The organism is Polaromonas sp. AER18D-145, from assembly GCF_002379095.1.
Classification (GTDB): Bacteria; Pseudomonadota; Gammaproteobacteria; order Burkholderiales; family Burkholderiaceae_C; genus Polaromonas.
Genome location: NZ_NBZV01000064.1, coordinates 1 through 19,405 on the forward strand (window position 1 = coordinate 1; position 19,405 = coordinate 19,405).

19 protein-coding genes are annotated in these 19,405 nt (G+C 64.4%); 9 read left to right on the top strand and 10 right to left on the bottom strand.

The genetic code is table 11. The features are described 5' to 3' along the window. The first annotated feature begins 159 nt into the window (after positions 1-159). Together B7G52_RS21390 and B7G52_RS21395 are read left to right on the top strand one after the other, a co-directional pair. Positions 160-1,167 (top strand): sodium:calcium antiporter, encoded by a 1,008-nt coding sequence (locus B7G52_RS21390; RefSeq protein ID WP_096699711.1) that lies wholly within the window; start codon positions 160-162, stop codon positions 1,165-1,167. A 112-nt stretch (positions 1,168-1,279) separates the two neighbouring features. After that, entirely contained in the window at positions 1,280-2,635 is a 1,356-nt protein-coding gene (locus B7G52_RS21395; protein ID WP_096699695.1) for a TAXI family TRAP transporter solute-binding subunit, read from the top strand. Positions 2,636-2,657: 22 nt separating this feature from the next. Here B7G52_RS21395 and B7G52_RS21400 read toward each other — a convergent pair whose 3' ends face one another. The 3 genes from B7G52_RS21400 to ettA all read right to left on the bottom strand — a co-directional run bounded on the left by B7G52_RS21400 (position 2,658) and on the right by ettA (position 5,359). Then, entirely contained in the window at positions 2,658-2,870 is a 213-nt protein-coding gene (locus B7G52_RS21400; protein WP_096699696.1) for a DUF2892 domain-containing protein, read from the bottom strand. A gap of 140 nt (positions 2,871-3,010) precedes the next feature. Next, positions 3,011-3,553, bottom strand: coding sequence for a DUF1415 domain-containing protein (locus B7G52_RS21405; protein ID WP_096699697.1), 543 nt, complete (start codon positions 3,551-3,553; stop codon positions 3,011-3,013). Between the two features lie 144 nt (positions 3,554-3,697). Continuing rightward, positions 3,698-5,359, bottom strand: a complete 1,662-nt coding sequence (ettA, locus tag B7G52_RS21415) for an energy-dependent translational throttle protein EttA (protein ID WP_096668084.1) — start codon at positions 5,357-5,359, stop codon at positions 3,698-3,700. A 350-nt stretch (positions 5,360-5,709) separates the two neighbouring features. On the opposite strand from ettA, the gene B7G52_RS21420 reads away from it, so the two are divergent. Next, positions 5,710-7,410, top strand: a complete 1,701-nt coding sequence (locus tag B7G52_RS21420; protein WP_096699698.1) for a DEAD/DEAH box helicase — start codon at positions 5,710-5,712, stop codon at positions 7,408-7,410. Further along, complete coding sequence (locus B7G52_RS21425) at positions 7,352-7,981, top strand: epimerase (RefSeq protein WP_371329052.1); 630 nt, start codon at positions 7,352-7,354, stop codon at positions 7,979-7,981. The genes B7G52_RS21420 and B7G52_RS21425 overlap by 59 nt, the downstream gene beginning before the upstream one ends. A gap of 90 nt (positions 7,982-8,071) precedes the next feature. On the opposite strand, the gene B7G52_RS21430 is transcribed toward B7G52_RS21425, so the two are convergent. The 7 genes from B7G52_RS21430 to B7G52_RS21460 form a co-directional block, all read right to left on the bottom strand. Next, positions 8,072-8,455: a hypothetical protein gene (locus B7G52_RS21430; RefSeq protein WP_096699700.1), complete on the bottom strand. Its 384-nt coding sequence runs from the start codon at positions 8,453-8,455 to the stop codon at positions 8,072-8,074. A gap of 31 nt (positions 8,456-8,486) precedes the next feature. After that, positions 8,487-8,999 (bottom strand): gluconokinase, encoded by a 513-nt coding sequence (locus tag B7G52_RS21435; protein ID WP_240523573.1) that lies wholly within the window; start codon positions 8,997-8,999, stop codon positions 8,487-8,489. 25 nt (positions 9,000-9,024) lie between these two features. Further along, positions 9,025-10,230, bottom strand: coding sequence for a mandelate racemase/muconate lactonizing enzyme family protein (locus tag B7G52_RS21440; RefSeq protein ID WP_096699701.1), 1,206 nt, complete (start codon positions 10,228-10,230; stop codon positions 9,025-9,027). Positions 10,231-10,302: 72 nt separating this feature from the next. After that, positions 10,303-11,307, bottom strand: a complete 1,005-nt coding sequence (locus B7G52_RS21445; protein ID WP_096699702.1) for a TRAP transporter substrate-binding protein — start codon at positions 11,305-11,307, stop codon at positions 10,303-10,305. A 53-nt stretch (positions 11,308-11,360) separates the two neighbouring features. Continuing rightward, entirely contained in the window at positions 11,361-12,659 is a 1,299-nt protein-coding gene (locus B7G52_RS21450) for a TRAP transporter large permease subunit (protein WP_096699703.1), read from the bottom strand. Then, complete coding sequence (locus tag B7G52_RS21455) at positions 12,656-13,219, bottom strand: TRAP transporter small permease (protein WP_240523574.1); 564 nt, start codon at positions 13,217-13,219, stop codon at positions 12,656-12,658. The genes B7G52_RS21450 and B7G52_RS21455 overlap by 4 nt, the downstream gene beginning before the upstream one ends. Positions 13,220-13,246: 27 nt before the next feature. Then, positions 13,247-13,990: a FadR/GntR family transcriptional regulator gene (locus tag B7G52_RS21460; RefSeq protein WP_096699705.1), complete on the bottom strand. Its 744-nt coding sequence runs from the start codon at positions 13,988-13,990 to the stop codon at positions 13,247-13,249. Between the two features lie 82 nt (positions 13,991-14,072). Between B7G52_RS21460 and B7G52_RS21465 the strand changes: the two genes are divergently transcribed. From B7G52_RS21465 to B7G52_RS21485, 5 genes are read left to right on the top strand one after another with little or no spacing between them, the layout of a single operon-like run. Continuing rightward, entirely contained in the window at positions 14,073-15,815 is a 1,743-nt protein-coding gene (locus tag B7G52_RS21465; protein ID WP_096699706.1) for an IlvD/Edd family dehydratase, read from the top strand. 15 nt (positions 15,816-15,830) lie between these two features. Continuing rightward, the gene (gene denD / locus B7G52_RS21470) at positions 15,831-16,832 is read left to right on the top strand and encodes a D-erythronate dehydrogenase (protein WP_096699707.1); all 1,002 of its coding nucleotides are present in this window, start codon (positions 15,831-15,833) and stop codon (positions 16,830-16,832) included. A 47-nt stretch (positions 16,833-16,879) separates the two neighbouring features. Then, complete coding sequence (locus B7G52_RS21475; protein ID WP_096699708.1) at positions 16,880-17,791, top strand: 2-dehydro-3-deoxygalactonokinase; 912 nt, start codon at positions 16,880-16,882, stop codon at positions 17,789-17,791. After that, positions 17,788-18,426, top strand: coding sequence for a 2-dehydro-3-deoxy-6-phosphogalactonate aldolase (locus B7G52_RS21480; RefSeq protein WP_096699709.1), 639 nt, complete (start codon positions 17,788-17,790; stop codon positions 18,424-18,426). The genes B7G52_RS21475 and B7G52_RS21480 overlap by 4 nt, the downstream gene beginning before the upstream one ends. Beyond that, positions 18,423-19,217 (top strand): SDR family NAD(P)-dependent oxidoreductase, encoded by a 795-nt coding sequence (locus B7G52_RS21485; RefSeq protein ID WP_096699710.1) that lies wholly within the window; start codon positions 18,423-18,425, stop codon positions 19,215-19,217. The genes B7G52_RS21480 and B7G52_RS21485 overlap by 4 nt, the downstream gene beginning before the upstream one ends. Positions 19,218-19,405 lie beyond the last annotated feature (188 nt).

A 19,405-nucleotide genomic window follows, 5' to 3' on the forward strand; every position in this document is an offset into this window, starting at 1 on the left:
CGCCCAACGAAGGCCACAGACAGCGTGTAAGGCCTTGCCAGGCTTCGCGCAATCGTGCGATCACGCGCAAAGCACGACTCGGGCCCTCAAAAATTCACCTCGCCCGCAAATCATCGCTTGCGCGCACTCAAGTCCGACAGGCTCCTAGAAGCGGACCGCATGAGCCTGATCGTGCTCGTCCCGCAGTTCCTGCTGTGCGCGGTGTTGATCGCCGGCGCGGGTTATGTGCTGTGCCAGAGTGCCGACCAGATCGCCAAAGCAACCGGGCTCACGGGCGGCTGGATGGGCCTGGCGCTGCTGGCCACGGTGACCTCGCTGCCCGAGCTGGCCTCGGGCATCAGCGCCGTCACGGTCATCGGTGCGCCCAACCTGGCCGTGGGCAATGCGCTCGGTGCTTGCGTGTTCAACCTCGTGTTCCTGGTGGTGATCGACGCGTTGCAGCCACGCCAGCCGATCTATAGCCATGCCAGCGCGGCGCACCTGCTGTCCGCCGCCTTTGGCGTGGTGATGCTGGGCTTTGTCGCCATGAGCCTGCTGCTGCCCGCCGCCACACCGGCCATGCTGCATCTGGGGCTGTACAGCCCGGTGCTGCTGGCGCTTTACCTGCTGGCGCTGCGCAGCGTCTTCGCGCACGAGCAGTCGCTCCGGCCCAAACCGGACCCCGATGCCGCCTCAGTGCCGGCGCCGCCACTGGGGCGGCAGTGGCGCCGCTTCGGGCTCGCAGCGATGGTGGTGCTGGCGGCCGGCAGCTGGCTGCCCGCCATCGCTGACCAGCTGGCCCAGGCCATGGGCTGGAGCCGCAGCTTTGTCGGCACGCTGTTCATGGCGCTGGTGACCACGCTGCCCGAAATCGCGGTCACGCTGTCAGCCCTGCGCCTGCGTGCGCTCGACATGGCCATCGGCAACCTGCTCGGCAGCAACCTGTTCAACGTGACCATTCTGGCGATTGACGATATCTTCTACACCCGCGGACCGCTGCTCACCGACGCCGCGCCCGTGCATGCGGGCACGGCGGTTGCCGCCGTGGTCATGAGCGGGCTGGTGATGATCGGGCTGGTGATGCGGCCCCAGGGTCGGGTGTTGCGTTTTGCCAGCTGGATCAGCGTCGGCTTGCTGGCCACCTACCTGCTCAATGCGGTGCTGGTGTTCCTGCACGGCGGCTCCTGATGCTATTAATAATGTAGCTGACGGCGTAGGTGGATATTAGGCTGCAGCCTGTTTTTATGCTGAACATGGCATGTCCGTCTTGGTTTTGACGGGTCCATGTTAAGGTGCCGGCATGCCCAAAACCATACGCTACACCCTGCTGTCGCTGCGCGATCTGGCCGTCTCTGCCGGCCCCTTTGTGGTGCTGGCCGCCACGCTGCTGGTGCTGGCCTATTGGTGGCTGGACCCCAACCCGCCCAAACGCGTCACGCTGGCCACCGGCCCCGCGCAAAGTGCTTACGAGGAATTCGGCAAACGCTACGCCCGCATCCTCGCCAAAGACGGCATCACCGTTGAACTGCTGCCCTCCGAAGGCTCGGCGGCCAACTTGCAGTTGCTGCGCGAAGGCAAGGCCGACCTGGGTTTTGTGCAGGGCGGCACCAGCGCCACCGATGTGGACACCGACGAGGAACTCGAATCGCTGGGCAGCCTGTTTCTGGAGCCGGTCTGGCTGTTCTATCGCGAAGAGGCCGCACGAAAAGTCGCGGCGGCAACACCCGGCAACAGCAGCCAGGGCGCGGGCGCTGGCGCGGTGCTGGCCTCGCTGACGCAATTGCAGGGCCTGCGCGTCAACGTCGGCACGCCCGGCAGCGGCGTGCCCAACCTGATGAACAAGCTGCTGGAGATCAACCGCATCGAGCCCGGCGCACTGAAGATTTCCCAGCTCGAACAGACCCCCGCCACCGTCGCCTTCCTGCAGGGCGAGCTGGACGCGATTGTGTTTGCTTCGGCGCCCGAGTCGCTGATGGTGCAGATGCTGCTGCAGACGCCGGGCGTCAAGCTGATGGACTTTGCGCAGAGCGAAGCCTACTCCCGGCGCTTTGCCTTCCTGAGCCCGGCCGTGCTGCCGCGCGGGGTGGTGGATCTGGCCGGCAACATTCCGCCGCAGGACGTGCGCCTGGTCGCGCCCACTACCACCCTGCTCACGCGCACCAGCACCCATCCGGCGCTGCTGCAGCTGTTTGCGCTGGCCGGCAACGAGATCCACGGCAGCGCGGGCTGGTTCAAGCGCGCCCGCGAATACCCCAATGTCAAGAACAACGAAAGGCCGGTGGCCAAGGAAGCCGAGCGCAGCATCCAAGCCGGCGCGCCGCTGCTGCAGCGCTACCTGCCGTTCTGGGTGGCCAACCTCGTGGAGCGCATGTGGCTGGTGATGGGCATCATCATTGCGGTGCTGCTGCCGCTGTCACGCATCGTGCCGCCGCTTTACGAGTTTCGCGTGCGCTCACGCATCTTCCGCTGGTACGGCCAGCTGCGCAATATTGAAATGCGGGCAGAAGAAACCGGGGGCACCCAGGAACTGCTCGAGGAGCTGAACCAGCTCGAAAGCCGTGCTGAAAAAATCAGTGTGCCGCTGTCCTACGCCGACGAGCTTTATGCGCTGCGCAACAACATCCAGCTGGTGCGCCTGAAGCTGCAGAAACTCTAGGAGCCTGTCGGGCTTGGGGCGCTCAGCGGCCCGCGGCCTTGCGGTCCATCGGGCAGGTGCTGAGCCCCAACAGCGAATAAAGCGGGCAGACACCGAACACCCCGGTGAGCAGCGGCACCAGACCAACCAGACTCCACCAGCGGGCCTGGCCTTCGAGAACAAAGAACAGCGACAGCAAGACCAGCCCGACAACGATGCGCAGCACCTTGTCGATGGTTCCAACATTGGTTTTCATGGCTCGCTCCAAAGCAGACAACAGGCGGCCAGCATAAATACCTGCGCCCGCCAGGCATTGATGCAGATCAATTCCGGCACGCGCACCGGTTTCAGCCGGCCATCGCTGCCCCGGCGGGCTGCAGGGCGCTGCCTTGTTCGTCAGGGCTTGTCGAACAGCGCCTGCCAGCCGGCGTGGCCGAGCTTTTCCAGCGTCTGGATGTTGACGTCGAAAATGGCATCGGCCTCGGGGAAGGCCTCGACCGCACGCTCCACGCTGTCCTCGCGCAGCAGGTGCAGGATGGCAAACGGCGCGCGGTTGGTGTAGTTGCCGATGTCATCCGGCTCGGTACCGTCAAACTGGAACTTCGGGTGAAAGCTGGCGAGCTGCACCACGCCTTCAAGGCCATGCTCGTCCACCACCCCTTCGGCAATTTCCAGGAAATCATTGAAGTCCAGGAAATTCTCGAACAGCGTGGGGTGGATCAGCAGCGTGGTGTCGATCTGCTCAGCCGGCGTCGCCACCAGCAGGTCGAGCTCCTTGTCGAGCTCCTCAAGCAAATCGTCAGCGTGACGCGCATGGCTGACCACCAGGCGCACCTGGCTCTTGACATACACCGCTTTGGCAAACGGGCACAGGTTCAGGCCGATCACGGCTTTTTCCAGCCATTGCCGGGTTTGAGTCAGGACTTCGTCGTCGGTCATAAGCATCTCCAGGAAGCTACAGGCAATGAGCGAACACGAGAATTCTTCAGCCCAGCAGGGGCCGCGGAATCGGCTTCGCCGGGCCGCAGGCGCAGCGGCCCCCTCGGGGGGCAGCGCATTACACGAAGTGAAAAGCGTGGGGGCTTAATGAAGTGCCTTGAACCGCATGCGTTTGGGCTTGGCGCCCTCTTCGCCCAGGCGTTTCTTCTTGTCGGCTTCGTACTCCTGGTAGTTGCCGTCGAAGAAGGTCCACTGGCTGTCGCCTTCGGCCGCCAGGATGTGGGTGGCAATGCGGTCCAGGAACCAGCGGTCATGGCTGATCACCATGATGGAGCCGGCGAACTCGAGCAAGGCGTCTTCCAGCGAACGCAGCGTTTCCACGTCGAGGTCGTTCGAGGGTTCATCGAGCATCAGCACGTTGCCGCCGGCAATCAGGGTCTTGGCCAGGTGCAGGCGCCCGCGCTCGCCGCCCGAGAGCATACCCACGCGTTTTTGCTGGTCGGCGCCGTTGAAGTTGAAGCGGCCGGCATAAGCGCGGCTGGGCATGGTGAACTTGCCGACGGTCAGCATGTCGAGCCCGCCGGAGATGTCTTCCCAGACGGTTTTTTCGTTGGCCAGGTCATCGCGGTGCTGGTCGACAAAGGCCATGCGCGCGGTCTTGCCGATCGCCACCTCGCCGCTGTCGGGCTGCTCCTTGCCGGCAATCAGCTTGAACAGCGTCGACTTGCCGGCGCCGTTCGGGCCGATGATGCCGACAATGGCGCCGGCCGGGATCTTGAAACTCAGGTTGTCGATCAGCAGGCGGTCGCCGAAGGACTTGCTGACGTTCTTGAACTCGATGACCTCATTGCCCAGGCGCTCGGCCACGGGAATGAAAATCTCCTGCGTCTCGTTGCGCTGCTGGTATTCAAAGTCCGACAGCTCTTCAAACCGTGCCAGACGCGACTTGCTCTTGGCCTGGCGCGCTTTCGGGTTCTGGCGTGACCATTCCAGCTCTTTCTTCAGGGCCTTGGCGCGGGCCTCTTCACCCTTTTGCTCCTGCGCCAGGCGTTCGCCCTTTTGCTCCAGCCAGGTGCTGTAGTTGCCTTTCCAGGGGATGCCGCGGCCGCGGTCCAGCTCCAGAATCCACTCGGCGGCGTTGTCCAGGAAGTAGCGGTCATGGGTGATGGCCACCACGGTGCCGGGGTAACGCTGCAGGAACTGCTCCAGCCAGTCCACCGATTCGGCGTCCAGGTGGTTGGTCGGCTCGTCGAGCAGCAACATGTCGGGCTTGGACAGCAGCAGGCTGCACAGTGCCACGCGGCGTTTCTCGCCACCCGACAGCACGCCGACCTTGGCATCCCAGGGCGGCAGGCGCAGCGCATCGGCCGCGATTTCGAGTTGGTGCTCGGAGTCGCTGCCCGAGGTGGCAATGATGGCTTCCAGGCGGGCCTGCTCGGCGGCCAGCGCGTCGAAGTCGGCATCAGGCTCGCCGTAAGCGGTGTACACGGCTTCGAGCTGGGCCTTGGCGGCAAACACTGCCCCCATGCCGGCTTCCACGCTCTCGCGCACCGTGTGCTCGGGGTCCAGCTTGGGTTCCTGCGGCAGATAGCCGATGTTCAGGCCCGGCATCGGCGTGGCTTCGCCCTCGATCTCGTGGTCCAGGCCGGCCATGATCTTGAGCAGCGTGGACTTGCCGGAACCGTTGGTGCCGAGCACGCCGATCTTGGCGCCCGGGAAAAAGCTGAGGGAAACGTCCTTGAGAATCTGACGCTTGGGCGGCACGATCTTGCCGACCTTGTTCATGGTAAATACGTACTGGGCCATCGGGATTAACTTCTAAAAAGGGAAAACAAGGCAGGGAAAACGAAGCGCCTGCAGCCTGCCAACAGGGCTTTTGACAGGCCATTTGCGGATCTCCCTGCAAGCGAAAATCACACTCCCCCAGGTGGGGGGCTGGCGCCCCAAATCAAGGCGCGTTTCTGGCGTGAACCCCCCGATTATCGTTCCATGCGACAATACACGGGTTGCTGGCTCCAGTTGCCTGCAGCAATTAGGCACACCTTCGGTGACAGTTTGGGTGCCCAGCCTGACTTTTTTACCCGTCTGCCTTTCACTGGCGGAGGCTTCAACAGCCCCCGACTGGCCGATCTTTGGCACCTCCGCGTGCACCATCAATGACTTTTGAAAATCTGAACTTGGCTCCGGCCATTCTTAAAGCCGTGCTTGAGCAGGGCTATACCGTTCCCACCCCGATCCAGGCCCAGGCCATTCCTGCCGTGCTGGCAGGCGGCGACCTGCTCGGCGGCGCCCAGACAGGCACCGGTAAAACCGCGGCCTTCGTGCTGCCCATGCTGCAGCGCCTGTCCTCCGAGCCGTCCCTGAAAAACAAGCGCGGCGTCAACGCCGTGCGCGCCCTGATCATGACCCCAACGCGCGAACTCGCCGCCCAGGTCGAGGAAAGCGTTCGCCTTTACGGCAAATACCTCGAACTCTCCTCCATGGTGATGTTCGGCGGTGTCGGCATGGGCGCGCAGATTGAAAAACTGCGCCGCGGCGTCGACATCCTGGTGGCCACCCCCGGCCGCCTGCTGGACCATGCCAGCCAGGGCACGCTGGACCTGAGCCAGGTGCAGATCCTGGTGCTCGACGAAGCCGACCGCATGCTGGACATGGGCTTCATCCACGACATCAAGAAGGTGCTGGCCCTGGTGCCCAAGCAGAAGCAGACGCTGCTGTTTTCCGCCACCTTCAGCGACGAGATCCGCGACCTGGCCAACGGCCTGCTGCGCGACCCGCTGCACATCCAGGTGACGCCGCGCAACACCACGGTGCAGCGCATCACGCAGACGATCCACCCGGTCGGCCGCGGCAAGAAAAAAGCACTGCTCACACACATCATCAACGAGCACAACTGGAGCCAGGTGCTGGTGTTCACGCGCACCAAGTTCGGCGCCAACAATGTGGCCGAACACCTGACGAAAAACGGCATCCCCGCGATGGCGCTGCATGGCAACAAAAGCCAGACCGCCCGCACCCAGGCGCTGCAGGACTTCAAGAGCGGCAGCATCCGCGCGCTGGTGGCCACCGACATTGCCGCCCGCGGCATCGACATCGACGAGCTGCCACACGTCGTGAACTATGAAATCCCCAATGTCAGCGAAGACTATGTGCACCGCATCGGCCGCACCGGCCGCGCCGGCAACAGCGGCGAGGCCGTGAGCCTGGTCTGTCTGGACGAGGAAGGCTTCATGCAGGACATCGAGCGTTTCACCAAGCAGAACATCGAAAAAGTCATCGTGCCCGGTTTTGAAGCCGAGCCCGGCGAAAAAGCCGAGCCGCTGGCCATGGGCCGCCAGACCATCTGGGGCGGCCTGGGCAAGCCGCCAAGCCGCGACGTGATGCAGGCAGCCGCCAAGGCCGCCCGCAGCGAAATGATGACGCGCATCCGCGAGAACAAGCCCCAGGCGGGCCGAGGCGCCGGCAATGGCGGCAGCGGCAACGGTGGTGGCAATGGTGGTGGACGCGGCCGCAGCGGCGGTGGCGGCAATGGTGGCGGCCGCAGCCAGCCCCAGGGCGGCCAGCCGCGCCAGAATTCCGGCTACGCCCAAGGCGGCCAGCCTGCGCAGCAGCAAGCGAGGAACTCCAATGCACAACCCCCACGGCAGCGCGAGCCCGAAGAACGTGGTGACGCCCAACCCAGCAGCCATGTTTCCTCAGGCTTCCCTTCCTCCGGCCAGCCCACCGGCGGCAACCGCGGCAACTACCGCGGCGGCGGACGGCCAGCCGGCGGTGGCGGCGGACGCTCGGGTGGCCCTGGTGGCCGGAGCAACGGGTCTGGTCGGTCGGGAAATTCTGGCTCGTTTACTGGCCGGTAACAGCTATTCGGCGGTCCACTGCGTGAGCCGCCGCAGGCCTGATCCTGTGCACCCCTCACTGGTGGTACATGTGACCGATTCGCTGAGTGAGTTTTCAGCCCCGCCGGTGGACGATGTGTTCATCGCGCTGGGCACCACCCTCAAGGTGGCGGGCAGCCAGCAGGCATTCCGGGCGGTCGATTTCGACGCTGTCGTGGCCCTGGCCAGATCGGCGCGTGCCGCAGGCGCGACCCGCCTGGGCATCGTCAGCGCCATGGGCGCCGATGCAAAGTCCCCTGTTTTTTACAACCGCGTCAAAGGCGAGATGGAAGACGCTGTCAGCCAGCTCGGCTACGACAGCGTGGTGTTCGCACGCCCTTCGGTTCTGGCGGGCGACCGCAAAGCCCTGGCGCAAGCCACCCGCCCCGGCGAACAGCTCGCCCTGGTTGCCATGCGCCTGTTCAAGCCGCTGACCCCGCGCAACTACCGCGTGGTTGCAGCGGCCGACGTCGCCGCGGCGCTGGTGAACGCCGTCAAGGCCGACCAGCCGGGACACCGCGTGTTGCTCTCGGGTGAGCTGCAACCCGCCTGACAATTCACGGCCTTTTTGGCCTCCAGCCCTTGACAGACGGACGCACTAAGCTACTTATTTGATAGCAATGGGGAGTTGCCCGTGCGGCGTTCAGCCCTGAACGAACAGCGTCACCAGCGGGTCCGGCCCGACCTGGCGGCTCCAGTGGCCGTGGATGGCCGCATCAAACGAAGCGCCCGGCGGGAGCAGATCGGCCGAATAAAAATGGTCCCCGGGCTTGAACACGCGTGATGTTCCATCCTGCAGGCCAATTTCCATCCGGCCGCCGAGAATGACCACCCATTGCGGTGTCACCGTGCAATGAAACTGGCTGCGAAACCCCACCGGGCTGTGGCGCAGCTGGTAGCCGGCAGACGGCAGCAAGGGCGACAACAGCGCTTGTGGCGACCCTTCGGTCAGCGCCAGCGGCTCTTCGCGGAATCCGGCGCGGCCATCGGGGCCGGTGTAGAGCGTGGTCTTGGTGAAAACAGTCATGGCACATCCGTGAAAAGTGAATAAGGGGTGTTCAGGCACCGGGGGTTCGCCGCCAAGCCAGCACGGCGGCCACGATGTCTTCGGGCCGGCTGGCCAGATCGAAGCTTTGTGCATTTTCCTCCGGGCCGGGCGCTTCCAGCGTGCTGAGCTGGCTGGCCAGCAGCGACAGCGGCATGTAATGGCCGGTTCGCGCGGCCATGCGCGCCGCAAGCAAGGGGTAGTCGCCCTGCAGATGGAGAAAACGGGCGTCGGGCGCACCGCGCCGCAGGATGTCGCGGTAGGCACGCTTGAGCGCGGAGCACGACAGCACCAAACCCCGCCCGCCCGCCTGCGCCTGCTGCAGCCGCCCGGCCAGCGTTTGCAACCAGCCCTCGCGGTCCGCGTCGCTCAGCGCCACCCCGGCGGCCATACGCGCCACGTTGCTGGAGGGATGCAGGCTGTCACCCTCAAGAAACTCCAGACCCAGGGCGGCCGCCAGCTGGGCGCCCACGGTGCTTTTGCCACAGCCGCTGACCCCCATGACAACAAAAATATCGGAACACATCTGCGTCACGTTCTGCCTTGCCCGCTTAGGCCGACCAGCGCACCGTGGCGTCGGCGCGTTGGTGCAGGTCAGGCAGCAGCTCCAGCCCCAGCCCGGGTTTGCCGTTCAGGCTGAGCATGCCTTGGGTCACCGTGGGCAACTCGGTCACCAGTTCCTTGTACCAGCCGGTGTAGAAGGCGCGCACGCTTTCCTGGATCAGGGCATTGGGCGCATGCAGGGACAGGTGGCTGGACGCCGCCCAGACCACCGGCCCGGTGCAGTCGTGCGGCGCCACCGGCAGTTGCCAGGCATCGGCCATGGCCGCGATCTTGCGCGCCTCGGTGAGCCCGCCACACCAGCTCAGGTCCAGCATGGCGACCCCGGCCACGCCGGTCTGCAGGTAATCCTTGAAGCCCCATTTGTAGCTCAGCGTTTCGCTGGCGCAGATCAGCGCCTCGCAGTCTTTTGAATATTGCTTGAGCAGGTCCAGCGAATCCATGCGGATCGCGTCTTCATGCCAGAAGGTATTGAAGGGCTTGAGCGCGCGCGCAATTTTCTGCGCCATCGGCAGCCGCCACAGGCTGTGGAACTCCACCATGATGTCCATCTGCTCGCCGACCGCGGAGCGGATCTTGCGAAACGGCTCCAGCGCGAGGTCCAGGTCCGCGTTGCTGATGTATTGCCCGTCGCTTTTTTCGGCTGCCGGATCGAAGGGCCAGATCTTCATGGCCGTCACGCCTTCGGACAACAATGATTCGGCGAGTTCGTCGGCCCGATGCAAAAAGCCTTCCAGGTCTTCATACGGCCCGGCATGGGCTTTTTTCGCGTCACCGATGCCCCAGTTGGCGCTATTCTGGTTGACGGTGCTGCGCACGTACTGGTAGCCCGCGCAGGTGTTGTAGATGCGTATGCTGTCGCGGCTCTTGCCGCCCAGCGCGGTGTACAGCGGCATGTTGGCCGCCTTGCCGAAAATGTCCCACAGCGCGATGTCGATGGCCGAGTTGCCGCGCGTTTCCACGCCGGAGCCGCGCCAGCCGAGGTAACCGGTGATGTCCTTGTTGCGCGCCTCGATGGCCAGCGGGTCCTTGCCCAGCAGCTTGGGGCCGGCCCACTCGTGGATGTAGGCTTCCACGGCCGCGGCCCCCATGAAGGTTTCGCCGAGGCCGATCAGGCCTTCGTCGGTGTGGATGCGGACCCAGATGATGTTGGGAAACTCGCCCAGGCGCAGGGTTTCGACTTTGGTGATCTTCAATGCATGCTCCGTAAAAAAAAAGCCGCAAGAGCAAACCCCTGCGGCCTTGTGGCGATCCGGCCTCAGCGCCGTTTAGCCGCCGCGTGCCTTCTTCAGCGCGTCCATCACCATCTTGACCGGCTCGGCGCCAATCGTCGGAATGTTTTTGTCATAGACAGGCTTGACCTTGTCGAACATGCGTTTCTGCTCGGCTGCACTCACTTCGTTGACCTGCATCCCTTTGGCCTTCAGGCTGGTCAGGGACTTTTCATTGAGCGCACGGTTGGCAGCGCGCTGGACCTTCTGGCCCTCCATCGCCGCCTCACGCAGCACCGCCTGCTCCTGGGGGTTCAGCTGGTCCCACAGCTTCTTGCTGTACAGCACCAGGAAGGGCGTGTAGGCGTGGCGCGTGACGCTCAGGTACTTCTGCACTTCATTGAACTTGGACGTTTCAATGGTCACGAAGGGGTTTTCCTGGCCGTCGATGGTCTTGGTTTCCAGCGCGGTGAACACCTCGCCAAAAGCCATGGGCACGGCGTTGGTCCCCAGGGTCTTGAAGGTGTCGATGAAAATGTTGTTCTGCATCACACGGACCTTGACGCCGTCAAAATCTTCCGCCCGGGCGACCGGCCGCTTGCTGTTGGTCAGGTTGCGGAAACCGTTTTCCCAGTAAGCCAGGTTGATCAGGCCGGCTTCTTCCAGCTTTTTGTTGAAGTACGCGCCGGCCGGGCCGTCGAGCACGGCATCGGCTTCCTTTTCATTGGCAAACAGGAAGGGCAGATCGAAGGCGCCCAGCTCCTTGACGATGCCCACCAGCGGCGAGCTCGAGGTGCACACCATTTCCTGGGTGCCGGCGCGCAGCGCCTGCGTGGCCGGCAGGTCGCCGCCCGCGGCGCCGCCCCAGAAAGCATTGATCTTCATCTTGCCGCCGGTCTTGGCGGCCAGCACTTCCTGCATCTTCTTGACGCCGACGCCGACCGGGTGGTCTTCGTTGACGCCGTTGGTGAACTTGATCGTGCGGTCGGCAAACTGCGCGAAGCTCGAAGTGGCCACCAGCAAAGCGGCTGCGGCCAGGGCCAGGGTTCTACGTTTGAACATGGTTGTCTCCTTTTATAAAATCGACAGGGTTGGGAAAAACTACGGGGAGCCCCTCATCGCATCCACCATTTGAGCGGTTCGGTGACGATGGAGGGAAAAAGCACCAGCAGAAAAAGCACGGCCAGTTGCGCCATGAGGAAAGGCAGCACGCCCTTGAAGGCCTCGTCCATGCTGATCTTGGCGACGCCACAGACCACATTGAGCACGGTGCCCACCGGCGGCGTGATCAGGCCGATGGCATTGTTCATGATGAACATGATGCCGAAATACACCGGGTCGATGCCGGCCTTGAGCACCAGGGGCATGAGCACCGGCGTGAGGATCAGCACGGTCGGCGTGAAGTCCAGCGCGGTGCCGACAATCACGATCAGGATCATCATGATGAACATCAGCAGCATCTTGTTGCCCATGAAAGGTGCCATCAGGTTGGCGACCTCCGTGGGGATGTTGGCGACCGTGATCAGCCAGGCGCTGACCATGGCCGCAGCCACCAGAAACATCACCACCGCGGTGGTTTTGCCGGCCGCCAGGATCAGCCCGTACAACTCGGACCACTTGAGCTCGCGGTAAATGAACATGCCGACGACAAAGCTGTAGACGGCGGCGACCACGGCGGCCTCCGTCGGCGTAAAAATACCGAACTTCATGCCGCCGATGATGACGATGGGCAGGGTCAGTGCGAAGCCACCCTGGGCCGTGATGCGCAGGCGCTCCGGCATGGGCAATTTGGGCGCTGCGGGAACGTTTTCCTTCCTGGCCACCCACCACCAGGTGAGCCCGATCGCCACGCCCATCAGGATGCCAGGCACGATGCCAGCCAGAAACAGCTTGGTGATGGAAACGTTGCCGGCCACACCGAAAATGATCAGGCCGATGGAAGGCGGAATCACCGGCGCAATGATGCCGCCCGACGCCACCAGCCCCGAGGCCCGGCCCACGTTGTAACCGGCAGCCCGCATCATGGGAATCAGCAGCGCGGCCAGCGCGGCGGTGTCGGCAATCGCCGAACCCGACAGGGAAGCCATGATCACCGCAGCAATCACCGTGACGTAACCGAGGCCGCCGCGAAAATGTCCGACCCAGGCCATCGCCAGGTTGACAATGCGGCGGCTGATGCCGCCGGCATTCATGAACTCGCCCGCCAGCAAAAAGAAGGGCACGGCCAGCAGCGGAAAGTTGTCGGCACCGTCGACAAAACGCTGGGCCAGGATCTGGCTGTCGAAAGTGACGAGGCCGCTGGTGGCGGCCAGGAAAGCCATCAGCGTGACGCCGCAGACCAGCAGTGCATAGGCGATCGGCATGCCGATGGCCATGGCGGCCAGCAGGCTGAGGATAAAAACGCTGACGGTCATGCCTTGCTTCCCTGGATTTGTTTTTCGACGTCGGCCAGGCCTTCGGTTTCGATCACCTGCACCAGCTCTTCCTCGCTGATGCGCCCTGTCACCAGCCGGAACAGCACGTTGAGATTGATGATGGCCATCACCACACTGACGACGTAGCCGATGCCGTAGATCCAGATCATGGAGATGCCGACCACCGGCGAAACATTGGTGACCTGCAGTTCATGCATCTCGAAAGTGCCCATGAAAAAGAGCACATTGCAGAACAGCATCAGTGCCTCGCTCAGGAAGAGGCAGACTTTTTTGCCCAGCACCGGCAGGTGCTTGATCAGGGTGTCCACCCCCAGGTGCCCGCCTTCGTGCATGGCCAGCATCGCGCCGATATAGGTCAGCCAGATAAAGAAGTACCTCGACATCTCGTCGGAAACGGAGATGCCGGAATTGAAGGCGTAACGCAGCACCACGTTGCCGAACACCATGATGACCATGGCCACCATGCAGACAACCACCAGCAGCTCCAGGAACTTGAAGAACCAGTGAATCGCCGCATCCATCGTTTTTTGAAAATTCATCTTTCGCCTGTTGTCTGGTGGGATGGCTCAGGCCGCCTTGAGCTGCCGTGCAGGGCTGCTCAGGACGGGCAGGCGGCGGCGCGAAGCCAGCACCTCTTCGATGTCTTCTTTGGCGCCGTCGATCAGCACGCGGATCGCACGTTCGGCCTCGTCGGGCTGGTGGGCGATCACCGCGTCCAGCACGGCACGGTGCAGCGGCAGGGATTGGCTCGGGCCGTCCTTGCGACGTGTGGAAATTTCAAAGCTGGTGCGCAGCAGCGCCCCCAGCACCTTGCTCATCTGCACCAGCATGCGGTTGCGGCTGGCGCGCAGCAGGCCCTGGTGGAAACGCAGGTCGTGCGTGACATAGTCGCCACCCTCCTCGACCGCATGTTTCATGCCGGCATAAGCGGCCTCGACCTCGGCAATGTCCTGCGCCGTGGCGCGCTCCGCCGCCAGACGCATCGCGGCGGGCTCCACCACGCGGCGCAGGTCCTGCAGGTCGCGCAAAAATTCAGGGGTCAGACCCGCCTTGGACTGCCAGATGATGACGTCGGGGTCGAACCAGTTCCAGTGGTCCTCCGACAACACGCGGGTGCCCACCTTGGGCCCGGTGGTCATCAGGCCCTTGGCGATCAGCGATTTGACCGCCTCGCGCACCACCGTGCGGCTGACACCGAGTTCCTGGCACAACACCGGCTCGGGCGGAATCGACGCGCCCACGGCATACCGGCCCGCAACAATGGCTTCGCCAAGGTGGTCAACCGTATTGCCGTGAACGTTTTTGATCATTGCCGCCTGTTTAATGGTTATTACTAGGATTCGCGGCGCAATGGTATGACGATAATACGTTTATCAATTAAGGATTTTCCCTATGACCGACCCCAAGACCCCCCGGAAGAAACCCGAAGAGCTGCGCAGCCAGCAATGGTTTGGCCGCCAGGACCGCGACGGTTTCGCCTACCGCAGCTGGGTCAAGGGCAAGGGTGTGCCGCATGACCAGTTCGACGGCCGGCCCGTCATCGGCATCTGCAACACCTTCAGCGAACTGACGCCCTGCAACAGCCACTTCCGCACGCTTGCCGAGCAGGTGAAGATCGGCGTGTACGAGGCCGGCGGCTTCCCGCTAGAGTTCCCCGTCATGTCATTGGGCGAAACCCTGCTGCGACCGACCGCCATGCTGTACCGCAACCTCGCCAGCATGGACGTGGAGGAAAGCATTCGCGGCAACCCGATCGACGGCGTGGTGCTCTTGATGGGCTGCGACAAGACCACGCCTTCGCTGGTCATGGGTGCGGCCAGCGTGGACCTGCCGACCGTGGGCGTCAGCGGCGGCCCCATGCTCAGCGGCAAATGGCGCGGCCAGGAGCTAGGCTCGGGCACCGGTGTCTGGAGCATGAGCGAGCAGGTGCGCGCGGGCACACTCAAGCTCGCCGACTTTTTTGAAGCTGAAAGCTGCATGCACCGCAGCCACGGCCACTGCATGACCATGGGCACGGCCAGCACCATGGCCAGCATGGTCGAGGCGCTGGGCATCGGCCTGCCGGGCAACGCGGCCTACCCGGCCGTCGATGGCCGGCGCAATGTGCTGGCGCGCATGGCCGGGCGCCGCGCGGTCGAGATGGTGCATGAGGACCTGACACTCTCGAAAATCCTGACACGCGAGGCCTTCGAAAACGCCATCAAGACCCTGGCCGCGATTGGCGGCTCCACCAACGCGGTGATCCACCTGATTGCCATGGCTGGCCGCATCGGCGTGAAACTCACGGTGGACGACTTCGACCGCCTGGCGAGTGAGTTGCCCTGCCTGGTCAACCTGCAGCCTTCCGGCAAGTTCCTGATGGAAGACTTCTGTTACGCCGGCGGCCTGCCGGTGGTGATGAAGGAAATCGCGCAGCACCTGCACCTGGGCGCCATCACCGCCAACGGGCAAACCATAGGTGCCAACATCGCCGACGCGCAAAACTACAACACCGAAGTGATCATGCCGCTGGCCACGCCGTTCAAGGACAAGGCCGGCATTGCCGTGCTGCGCGGCAACCTGTCGCCGCGCGGCGCCGTCATCAAGCCGAGTGCTGCCACGCCGGCGCTGATGGTGCACACCGGCCGCGCGGTGGTGTTTGAGAACATCGAGGATTTCCATGCACGCATCGACGACGAAGACCTCGACATCGACGAGACCTGTGTCATGGTGCTGAAAAACTGCGGCCCCAAAGGTTACCCCGGCATGGCCGAGGTCGGCAACATGCCGCTGCCGCCCAAGGTGCTGCGCAAGGGCATCACCGACATGGTGCGCATCAGCGACGCCCGCATGAGCGGCACCGCCTACGGCACCGTGGTGCTGCACACCGCGCCCGAAGCGGCCGCCGGCGGCCCGCTGGCGATTGTGCAGAACGGCGACATGATCGAGCTCAACGTGCCGCAGCGCAAGCTGCATCTGCACATCAGCGATGAGGAGCTGGCGCGCCGCCTGGCCGGATGGACCGCGCCGCCGCCGCCGCTGTCCTCGGGTTACTGGAAGCTGTATGTCGACCATGTGCTGCAGGCCGACGAGGGCGTGGACCTGGACTTCCTGGTCGGCAAACGCGGCTCCTTCGTGCCGCGCGACAACCACTGATTCACAAGGCTTGACATGAAATTACTCATCACAGGGGGCGCCGGTTTTGTCGGCGCCAGACTGGCCCGCGCAATTCTCAAGAAAGACCGGCTCGACGGCCAGACCGTTGACGAGCTGCACATTGCCGACATGTTTGCACCGCCCGCCGATCTGGCGGCCGACAAGCGGGTGCGGGTGCACACAGGCCCACTGCTCAACCAGTCGGAACTGTTTGCCAGCGGCTTCGACGCCGTGTTCCACCTGGCCTCGGCCGTGTCGGGCGAGTGCGAGCTGGACTTTGACCTGGGCCTGCGTTCCAACCTCGACAGCATCCGCCTTCTGCTCGACGGCCTGCGAAAGGCCGGCAATGCCCCGCGCCTGGTGTTCGCCAGTTCGGTGGCAGTCTTCGGCCCGGATGCCTCCAACCCGCTGCCCGACCTCGTGAGCGACCATACGCTGCCGTCGCCGCAGACCTCCTACGGCATGCACAAGCTGGTGTGTGAACACCTGATTGCCGACTACAGCCGCAAGGGTTTTGTCGATGGCCGCTCGGCGCGCCTGATGACGGTCACCGTGCGACCGGGCAAACCCAACGGCGCGGCGTCCTCGTTTTTCAGCGGCATCATCCGCGAGCCCCTGGCCGGCGAGGAAACCACCTGCCCGGTGGATGCCAACGTCACACACCCCGTGTCCTCGCCGTCGAACACGGTGCATGGCCTGATCACCGTGTTCGAAGCCAGCCAGCAAGCCATGGGCGGGCGGCTGGCGCTCAATCTGCCGGGCCTCAATGTCAGCGTGGGCGAGATGCTGCAGGCCCTGGAAGAGGTCGCCGGCCCCGAGGTACGCCGGCGGGTGCGCTTCGAGCGCGACGAACGCATCGCCGGCATCGTGGCCAACTGGGCGCGCGGTGCCAGCGCCGGTCGGGCGCATGCCCTCGGCCTGAAGCCCGACGCGTCCTTCAAGGCCATCATTGAACAGTACATCGAGGATTGCCGCAGCCCCGCCTACCCGGCCGGTGCCCTGCAGGGCATGTCCTGACCCATGCGCACCGGCAGGCCTGACGCCCCTCCCTGCACCCAGCCCACATGAACGGCCGCCGTTTGCTGGCGGTGGACTGGGGCACCTCGTCGCTGCGCGGGGCGCTGGTCGCGCCCGATGGCCAGGTGCTGGCAGAACGCGCCCTGGCGCGCGGCATCCTCAGCGTGGCGGCAGGCGAATTTCCGGCGGTTTTTGAAAATGCGTTTGGCGACTGGATGACGGCCGGCACGCTGTGCCTGATCTCGGGCATGGCCGGCAGCCAGCAGGGCTGGCGCGAAGCGCCCTACTGCGCCTGTCCGGCCGGTTTCAGCGACATCGCCGCGAGGCTTGAATGGCTGGAGCCCGGCCGCATCGCCATCGTGCCCGGCCTCAGCATCAGCACCGACGGCGTCCCCGATGTCATGCGCGGCGAGGAAACGCAGATCGTCGGTGCCCTGCTGCTGCTGGGCCTCGCCGATGCGCGCCTGGTGCTGCCAGGAACCCACAGCAAATGGGTCACGGTCGCCGGCGGACGCATCACTGATTTTTCGACCTGGATGACCGGCGAGTTTTACGCCCTGCTGCGCCAGCACTCGATTCTGGCGCGCACACTGCCTGCGGAGGAGCCACCAGCAGACATGGCCGCCTTCGGGCAGGGCGTGGCCTGCGCGCTGGCCGGCCCCGGCCTGCTGCACACGGCCTTCAGCACGCGCACCCTGTCGCTATTCCAGCGCATGGCGCCTGAAGCCCTGCCCAGCTACCTATCGGGGTTGGTCATCGGCGAAGAACTCAAAGGCCAGAACCTGCAGCGCGGCGATGCGGTGGTGCTCATGGGCGCAGAGGCGCTGACCACGCGTTATGAACAGGCGCTGGCGCAGCTGGGCGTGACGGTCCGGCGCGTGGGCGCCAGCGCCACCTGGCGCGGCCTGCGTGCCATTGCCGATACCCTGCCTACACCCCCCTCCTGCATGAACCCATGAACGCCTCCCCGAAATTTGCCGCTGCCCTGCAGACCCTGCCGCTGGTCGCCATCCTGCGCGGCCTGCGCCCCGCCGAGGCCGTCCCGGTGGGCCAGGCGCTGCTGTCCACCGGCTGGACGCTGATCGAAGTCCCGCTCAATTCACCGCAACCGCTCGACAGCATTGCGGCCCTGGCCGCCGCCTGTCCCCAGGCCCTGGTCGGCGCCGGTACGGTGCTGAGCGTGGAGGATGTTCGTAATGTGCAGGCCGCGGGCGGCCAGCTCATCGTCTCGCCCAACTTCAACCCGGCCGTCGTGCGCGAAGCCGTGCGGCTGGGTCTGGTCTGCCTGCCCGGCGTGATGACGGCCAGCGAGGCCTTTGCCGCGCTTGAATGTGGCGCCACCGGCCTGAAAATTTTCCCGGCGGAAATGATCACGCCCGCCGTGCTGAAAGCGCTGCGCGCCGTGTTGCCGGCCGCAACCAGGGTGCTGCCGGTGGGCGGCATCACGCCGGACAACATGGGGCCTTATTTCGCGGCGGGTGCCAGCGGCTTCGGCATCGGATCGGCGCTCTACAAGCCCGGCATGGCGGCCGCGGAAGTTGCTGAAAATGCTACAAAATTCATAGCTGCCTGCGCTGGTAACATCCCGGCATGAGCACACTTTCACCCACATCTTCCGCAGGCATTTCATTCGGACTGTCGGGCCGCGTCTGCCTGGTCACGGGCGGCGCCCAAGGCATCGGCGAGGCCTGCATCCGGCGCTTTGTGCGCGAAGGCGCCCAGGTTGTCATTGCCGACATTGACGACAGCCGCGGCGCGGCCCTGGCCAGCGAACTCGGCGGCCTGTACGTGCACTGCGACGTCGGCGACAAGACCCAGGTCGATGCGCTGGTGGCGCAAACCATGGCCGCGCACGGCCGCATCGACGTGCTGGTCAACAACGCCGGCATTTTCAGGGCCGCTGATTTTCTGGAGGTCACCGAGGCCGATTTCGACGCGGTGCTGCGCATCAACCTCAAGGGCTCGTTTCTGGTGGGCCAGGCCGTGGCGCGCGTGATGGCCGGCGCAGGCAAGGGCAGCATCATCAACATGAGTTCCGTCAACGCCGTGCTGACCATTCCGACCATTGCCAGCTACAACGTCAGCAAGGGCGGGATCAACCAGCTCACCCGCGTGATGGCGCTGGCACTGGCCGACAAGGGCATACGCGTGAACGCGGTCGCGCCCGGCACCATTGCCACCGAGCTGGCGGCCAAAGCGGTGCTGACCAGTCCGGAGGCCACAGCCAGGATCATGAGCCGCACGCCCATGAAACGCCTGGGCCAACCCTCAGAGATCGCCGACACCGTGGCCTACCTGGCCAGCGATGCGGCGAGTTACATCACCGGCGAGGTCGTGGTGGTCGACGGCGGGCGCATGACGCTGAACTACACCGTGGCGGTCTAGACGCCATACGGTTCGCTTGAACCGTTCACCCGGAGCCTGGCCTGTCCTGTCCTGAGCATGACGAAGGATCGAAGGGTTGCCTGGGCAAACCGGCTTGGCCAGGCTCAGGCCGAACGGGGGCATGGCGCTCGAATGACCCGCATGGCATCCAGAAGCCCGGCCACGGTCCGGGAAAGCCTCCCGCCTCC